This is a genomic window from Zavarzinella formosa DSM 19928 (assembly GCF_000255705.1).
Classification (GTDB): Bacteria; Planctomycetota; Planctomycetia; order Gemmatales; family Gemmataceae; genus Zavarzinella; species Zavarzinella formosa.
Genome location: NZ_JH636439.1, coordinates 630,648 through 636,929, shown reverse-complemented (window position 1 = coordinate 636,929; position 6,282 = coordinate 630,648). Strand labels below are relative to the sequence as shown.

Sequence of the window (6,282 nt, the reverse complement as noted above, 5' to 3'; positions counted from 1 at the left end):
ATCATCCAACCCGTTTGTCGGTAGATTTTTTCAACGCTGATACCTAACCTCCCGCCACCAGCATCTATGTAACTCTTATCCTCATCTCTTCGACGATATCCAATGTTATGGATATCATCGGCACATCGCAGGTTCATCGATTCCTCCCCCAGGATTATCCGGTGATTGAATTCCAGAACGTCACCAAGCGGTACGGCACCAAAACCGCCGTGCGGGACTTGAACCTCTCCATCCCGGACGGGGAGGTCTTCGCCTTTCTCGGTCCCAACGGGGCGGGCAAGACCACCAGCATCAAGATGATGTGCGGGCTGCTTTTTCCCACCAGCGGGACCGTGAGCATCGGCGGGTTTAACCTGCAAACACACGGAGAACATGCCCGGCAGCTCATGAGTTATGTGCCGGATCAACCCTTTCTTTATGAGAAACTGACCGGCCGGGAGTTTCTCGAATTCATCGCCGATCTGTACGGCATGTCCCGCGAAGACGGCCAGCGACGAATGACCGAGGTGATTGAGCTATTCAGTCTTCAAGACTTCGTGAACGACCTCACCGAACGGTATTCCCACGGCATGCGACAACGGACGGTCTTCGCCGCCGCCCTGCTCCACCAGCCGCGGCTCTTGATCGTGGACGAGCCAACCGTGGGGTTGGACCCCAAGAGCATCCGTTTGTTGAAGGATGTTCTTCGCAATCTCGCCAAGAATGGCGCCACGATCTTCCTTTCAACCCACTCACTCGACATCGCCCAAGAACTGGCCGACCGGATCGGCATCGTGGAACATGGTCGGTTGATCGGCATGGGAACGCTGGATACCCTCCGCAAAATGGCCAGCATTGACGGATCATTGGAGGATGTGTTCCTGAAGTTGACCGAGGAAGCGGCCCTTGATCCGAAGCCGGAAGGGGTCGTGCCGTGAGCAATCATGCCGCCACGTTCTGGAAGCTCCGAATCCGGTTGTTACGCAATGCCAGAACACAACTCTTCGGCAATTCGCGGGTCCGATTGTTCACGATGATCGCCAGCAGTGTGGTCGTCTGGATCGCGGTATACGCGGCGGCCCACGGCGGGTTCCAACTGCTCAACACGCAAAACATCCCGCCCGGCGCCATCGTCGATCTGATCTTCAACGCGATGTTTTTCACGCTCGGAACCATGCTGGTCTTCTCCACCGGTTTGATGTTATACGCCAGTCTGTTCAACGGGGCCGAGACCCGGTTTCTGCTGGCCACTCCGGCGCGGGAAGACCATATTTTCGCCAGCAAGTTTCAGGGGGCCAGCCTGTTCAGTAGTTGGGCGTTTCTCGTGTTGGGCGTGCCGGTGCTGCTGGCCTACGGGATCGTTTTTGCAGCCCCTTGGTACTTTTACCCTCTGCTTTTTGTTCACTTGCTCGGGTTCGTGTTCATCCCCGGTTCTGTCGGAGCCATTCTCTGTCTGATCTTGGTGAACTTCTTCCCGCATCGACGGAAACAAGCGTTGATTGTCCTGATTCTTGGCTTGGCGGCAGCCCTCGGGTATTGGGGCTACAAGACGGTGATGGCCGCCCGAGTCGGGGCAAACAATCGCGAGGAACTCCAAGGCCTGTTCGACATGTTCAGCATCACCAAGGGCATTGCCTCTCCGAGCGACTGGCTTTCACATGGTGTGTTGTCAGCCGGCCGGGGAAATCTGCGGGATAGTGTCCAAGCGTTGGCTGTTGTCTGGTCAAATGGGCTGGCGCTCTACCTTCTGGCCACGTTTTTAGCCAAAAGGATGTATCGGCGAGGCTTCAACCGGATGGCCACCGGGGGCGACATCCGGCGAACTTACGGCCGGTCACGGCTCGACACAGTGATGGAGTGGAGCGTCTTTTACCTGAAACGGGAGACCCGCATCCTGATCGTGAAGGATTTCCGCACATTCCGCCGAGAACCCGCCCAGATTGGCCAAGTGGTGATTTTCGGCGGCTTGGTGGTGCTGGCCGCGTTGAACATGCGGGGGTTCTTCGAGGCCGGAATTCCAGAAGCCTATTCCCACGCCCTCAGCCTTTTAAAAATCTCGGCCACCGGGCTGTTGATGTGTGCGTTTCTCGGCCGGTTCGTTTACCCGTTGATTAGTCTGGAGGGTCGTAAATTTTGGATCCTCGGATTATTGCCTCTGCGACGGGAGCAAATCCTTTGGGGGAAATTCGCCTACGCACTGACGGGGTCGTTACTGCTGGCCGGTTCGCTTGGCGTAATCAGTGATCTGGTGATGGGCTTGTCCCCGTTCGTGGTGGGGTTGCACTTGCTGACGATCTTATATCTGGGACTCGGCCTCAGCGGCCTCAGCGTGGGAATCAGCGCGTGCCTGCCGAATTTCCGGGAAACCGACCCCTCGAAGATCGTCCTCGGCTTCGGCGGCACCGTGAACATGCTGATCGGATTGGGTTATCTGGTGATTGTCATCGTGACGATGTGCGGGCCGTATCATTTGAGCCGGGCGACGGAAAGCCTCGTCGGCCAACAGACTACCCCTTGGTGGTTGCTGGCGGGAGGGGTATTCCTCGCCACGGTGGCCTGTGTCTTGGCCACCTGGCTGCCGATGCGGGCGGGATACCGAAATTTCAAACAAATTGAATTTTGAACAATATTCGTTTTGGGAGTCGAACACCTCGGAATTCAGGCAATGTCGCCGAAGCGGGGCTTACAAGGTCGCAAGGTCGCGGAATTACCGGCAAACTGTTGTGCTGAGTCGAATCAGACGGTAAACTTCAGTTGAGCGAACGACCACCCTGATTCTCACTCGCGATGCTGTCCATGCCAAGCCTCATCCTGACCAAAACGCCCGATGGATCAGCCGCCGGGGACAAACACCCGCTTGACAAAGACCCCACACTCATTGGCCGCAGCCCGGAAAAATGCAAGGTGGTGCTGCCCGCCAACGCCGTGAGCCGGGAACATGCGAGAATCATCCACACCAACGGACAATTTTACATTGAGGATCTGGGCAGTCGCAACAGCACCTTCTTGAACAACAAAAAGGTTGAGGGACGCTGGAACACTCCTCTAAAGCACGGGGACAACATCAAAATCTGTGACTTTCTCTTCTCGTTCCGAGACGAGAACTACAAGGGGTCGGGGGGGCTCGACGACCTGCTCGGTCCGAAGACATCCCAACCGGAGGAAGAACCAGAAGAAGACCCGAACTCTCACACGACGGTCGAAGCCACCTTCCAACGGATACCCGTTCAGCAGTTCCTTGATTCGCAGCCGAGCGAAAAACTCCGGGCTGTGTTGGACATCAGCACCGCCCTCAGCAAGACGCTTGACATCGAAGCGCTAATGCCGCAAATCGCTGACGAACTCTTCAAAGTGTTCAAACAAGCCGACCGGTGTTTCATCATCGAACTTGGGGAAAACGACAAGCTGATTCCGAAGGTGGTTAAAAGTCGTCGCCCGAGCGCCAGCGAACAATTTAGCCGGACGATCGTTCGCAAGTGCCTGTCCACACTGGAATCCTACCTGAGCGAAGATGCCTCCTCCGACGCAAGCATGGGGCTTGCCCAGTCCATTGCGGATTTCAAAATCCGCTCCGTCATGTGCGTGGCCCTTTCTTCGCAAGACGGCCGGGGTCTTGGCGTGATCCAACTGGACAGCCAAGACCGCACCAAGAAATTCACGAAGGATGACCTGAAACTGCTCATCTGCGTGGCGGCCCAAGCCTCCATCGCCTTGGAAAACGCCCGGTTGCACGCAACTGTTCTCAAACAACAAAAACTGGAGGAGGAGAACAAAGCGGCGACCACCGTGCAAAAAGGATTCTTGCCACAGGCTTTTCCGCTTCTGCCCGGCTACGAGTTTTTCTCCTTTTATCTCGCGGCCCGGACGGTCGGCGGGGACTATTACGACTTCATCACGTTGCCCAACGGCAAGCAAGCCGTGCTATTGGGTGACGTCTCTGGAAAAGGTGTTCCGGCCGCCCTCCTCATGGCTCGGTTGAGCGGGGAGGCCCGTGTCTCCATGCTTACTCAAGCGGGGGTTGCCAGGGCGATCACGCACCTGAACGAGCAATTGATGCAGGCGAATTTGCATGACCGTTACGTTACCCTGTCGGCGGCGATCATCGACCCGAAGACGCACGAGGTGGAATTGGTCAACGCCGGTCACCTGTCTCCGTTCATCTACCGGAGCGCAACGAATAAATTCGTAAAAGTGTTTGAAAAAGACTCCGGAGACTTCCCCATCGGCTGGGTTCCGGGGCATGAGTACAGCGCCCATAAGGTCAGACTCGAACCGGGAGACAGCCTGATTGTCTACACGGATGGCATTGAGGACGCCCAACCAAACACCGGCCAGCGGTTCTTGGAAGAAGGCGTCGTCCGCACGGTGGAGCATGCCATTCGCGTCGGGCAAAGCATGTCTGCCCGCGATCTTGGCACGGTGGTCGTGGAGGCGGTCAAGCGGCATGTGGGGACACATCCGCAGTTCGACGACATTGCATTGGTCTGTTACGGTCGGCTTCCCCAAGAGACGGATGATTCCCACATTCCCACCGGGCACGGTGAGATCACGTTGGAACGATGACCGTCAGCCCACCCCACGGAGGAGACCCGGAATGAGCGGAACGACCACCACCCCCGAACGCAAGACAAAGGAACAAACGAAGGTCAAGAAACAACCTCCGTACAACGTGATCTTGCACGACGATGACGACCACTCGTTTGCCTACGTCATCTTCATGTTGAAGGAACTCTTCGCCCATCCGGAGGAAAAGGGGTTCCAGATGGCGAAGGAAGTGAATGACACCGGCCGGGTGATCGTCTGCACGACCTCCATGGAACGAGCCGAGTTGAAGCGAGATCAAATCCACGCCTTCGGACCCGACCCGACGATCCCCCGTTGTGCGGGGTCGATGACCGCAACGATTGAACCGGCCGAGTGATTGTGCATTGACCGGCTTGACAAGCGTCATCAAGACTTGCGGCCGATCACTAAATCTCATTTCTTTTCGGCATTCTTGATGCAATAAAGCATTTCCTGCCGTTGTCCCTTGTCCTGATTGGCCACCCGCATGTAGATGCAATCCCCGCAGATTGCCGGGGAGGCAAACACCTCGTTGCCCAGTTGGTTTTCCTCAAGGATCTTCAACTCCGTGGGAGCGGCCCGAAAGATGAATGTCCGCCCGGCTTCGTTGGTGGCGAAGATCAAATCGCCCACCATCACCGGGGAAGCGGAAAAGGTTCCTTCGAGCCGCCCCTTCCAGATTTCCTTGCCTGTGTCGCTCTTCCAACACATGGCGATTCCCGCGTCCAACACCGCGTACAGATAACCATCCTTGTGCAGCATTGAGGGAACATACACCCGAGCGCCGTTTTCCCATGCGACCTTGCCCGAACCATCCGCGACGACGGCTGAGATGTGATTTTTGGGGTAGCCGCCCGAGGTGTAGATGTGTTTTCCATCGGTGACCGTGGAGGTCACGCATTCGGTGGTGGAACCTTTGATCTCCCAGATTTTCTTGCCGGTCAGCGGGTCCAGACTGGTGACCAGATCGCAACCAATCAGCAGCAGTTGTTCCTTGTCGGCCGCCTTGAGAATGATCGGCGAGGCATAGTTCGGCAGTTTCGGACGATCTACCTTCCAAACTTCCTTCCCGGTCGCCCGGTCAAGGGCGACGATGACGCCTGTTCCCTTGTTGTCGGCCGAGACGATCACCAATGATTGGTAAACAGCCGGCGAGGAACCAAACCCCTGATGCAGCGTGTAATCGGTGATCTTCTTTTGCCACAGTTGCTTGCCATTGCGATCAAGTGCGGTTGTGTAGATTGCCGCGTCATGCAGAAAATTGACGAACAACCGTTTGCCATCGCAAGCGATCGTGGAGGAAGCAAGCGAGGCCTTGGTGTTGCCTTTTTTCTCAAAACCTCCTTTGTGAACCTCCGTAATCCAGAGTTGTTTCCCGGTCATGCGATCCACGCAAAGGACGGATTGGACTTCCTTGTCAGGCTCGGCCGTCGCCAGAAACACCTGATCGCCGACAACCGTCGGCGCCCCATGCCCGCGACCGGGAACGGGTGTCTTCCAGAGAACATTTTCCTTTTCACTCCATTTCAGCGGCAGATGTTGGTTGGGATCGGCCACCCCGTTGCGATTCGGCCCCCGCCACCACGCCCAATCGGTCCTGGCCACAGTGATCGGCTCAACAGCCGAGCCTGTATTCGGTTCTTCCGCAAGGATCAAACCAGCTTGCGGCAGGACCAGCCAAGCCATCAACAAGATGATGAACAACAGTCTCATGAAGCGTTCCCCAAGGAAAACAACACT

Annotated in this window: 5 protein-coding genes; 4 read left to right on the top strand and 1 reads right to left on the bottom strand. The window is 56.5% G+C overall.

Annotated elements, in window-relative coordinates; genetic code table 11:
* Positions 1-161: 161 nt before the first annotated feature.
* The 4 genes from BGIM_RS0103555 to BGIM_RS0103540 all read left to right on the top strand — a co-directional run bounded on the left by BGIM_RS0103555 (position 162) and on the right by BGIM_RS0103540 (position 4,900).
* The gene (locus BGIM_RS0103555; protein WP_040888009.1) at positions 162-917 is read left to right on the top strand and encodes an ABC transporter ATP-binding protein; all 756 of its coding nucleotides are present in this window, start codon (positions 162-164) and stop codon (positions 915-917) included.
* A complete protein-coding gene (locus BGIM_RS0103550) occupies positions 914-2,602 on the top strand; it encodes a putative ABC transporter permease subunit (protein ID WP_020468421.1) in 1,689 nt (562 codons plus the stop codon). Before BGIM_RS0103555 ends, BGIM_RS0103550 begins: the two co-directional genes overlap by 4 nt.
* A 173-nt stretch (positions 2,603-2,775) precedes the next feature.
* Positions 2,776-4,542 carry a SpoIIE family protein phosphatase gene (locus tag BGIM_RS0103545; protein WP_020468420.1) on the top strand — a complete coding sequence of 589 codons (1,767 nt, stop codon included), beginning with the start codon at positions 2,776-2,778 and terminating at the stop codon, positions 4,540-4,542.
* A 31-nt stretch (positions 4,543-4,573) separates the two neighbouring features.
* On the top strand, positions 4,574-4,900 hold the full coding sequence (locus BGIM_RS0103540; protein ID WP_020468419.1) for an ATP-dependent Clp protease adaptor ClpS: 327 nt from the start codon (positions 4,574-4,576) through the stop codon (positions 4,898-4,900).
* Positions 4,901-4,956: 56 nt separating this feature from the next.
* Here BGIM_RS0103540 and BGIM_RS0103535 read toward each other — a convergent pair whose 3' ends face one another.
* Positions 4,957-6,255 (bottom strand): outer membrane protein assembly factor BamB family protein, encoded by a 1,299-nt coding sequence (locus tag BGIM_RS0103535; protein ID WP_020468418.1) that lies wholly within the window; start codon positions 6,253-6,255, stop codon positions 4,957-4,959.
* Positions 6,256-6,282: the final 27 nt, after the last annotated feature.

Excerpts from the sequence above, each read along its gene's own strand:
- BGIM_RS0103545 (WP_020468420.1), top strand. The coding sequence starts at position 2,776 with ATGCCAAGCCTCATCCTGACCAAAACGCCCGATGGATCAGCCGCCGGG.
- BGIM_RS0103540 (WP_020468419.1), top strand. The coding sequence starts at position 4,574 with ATGAGCGGAACGACCACCACCCCCGAACGCAAGACAAAGGAACAAACG.
- BGIM_RS0103535 (WP_020468418.1), bottom strand. The coding sequence starts at position 6,255 with ATGAGACTGTTGTTCATCATCTTGTTGATGGCTTGGCTGGTCCTGCCG.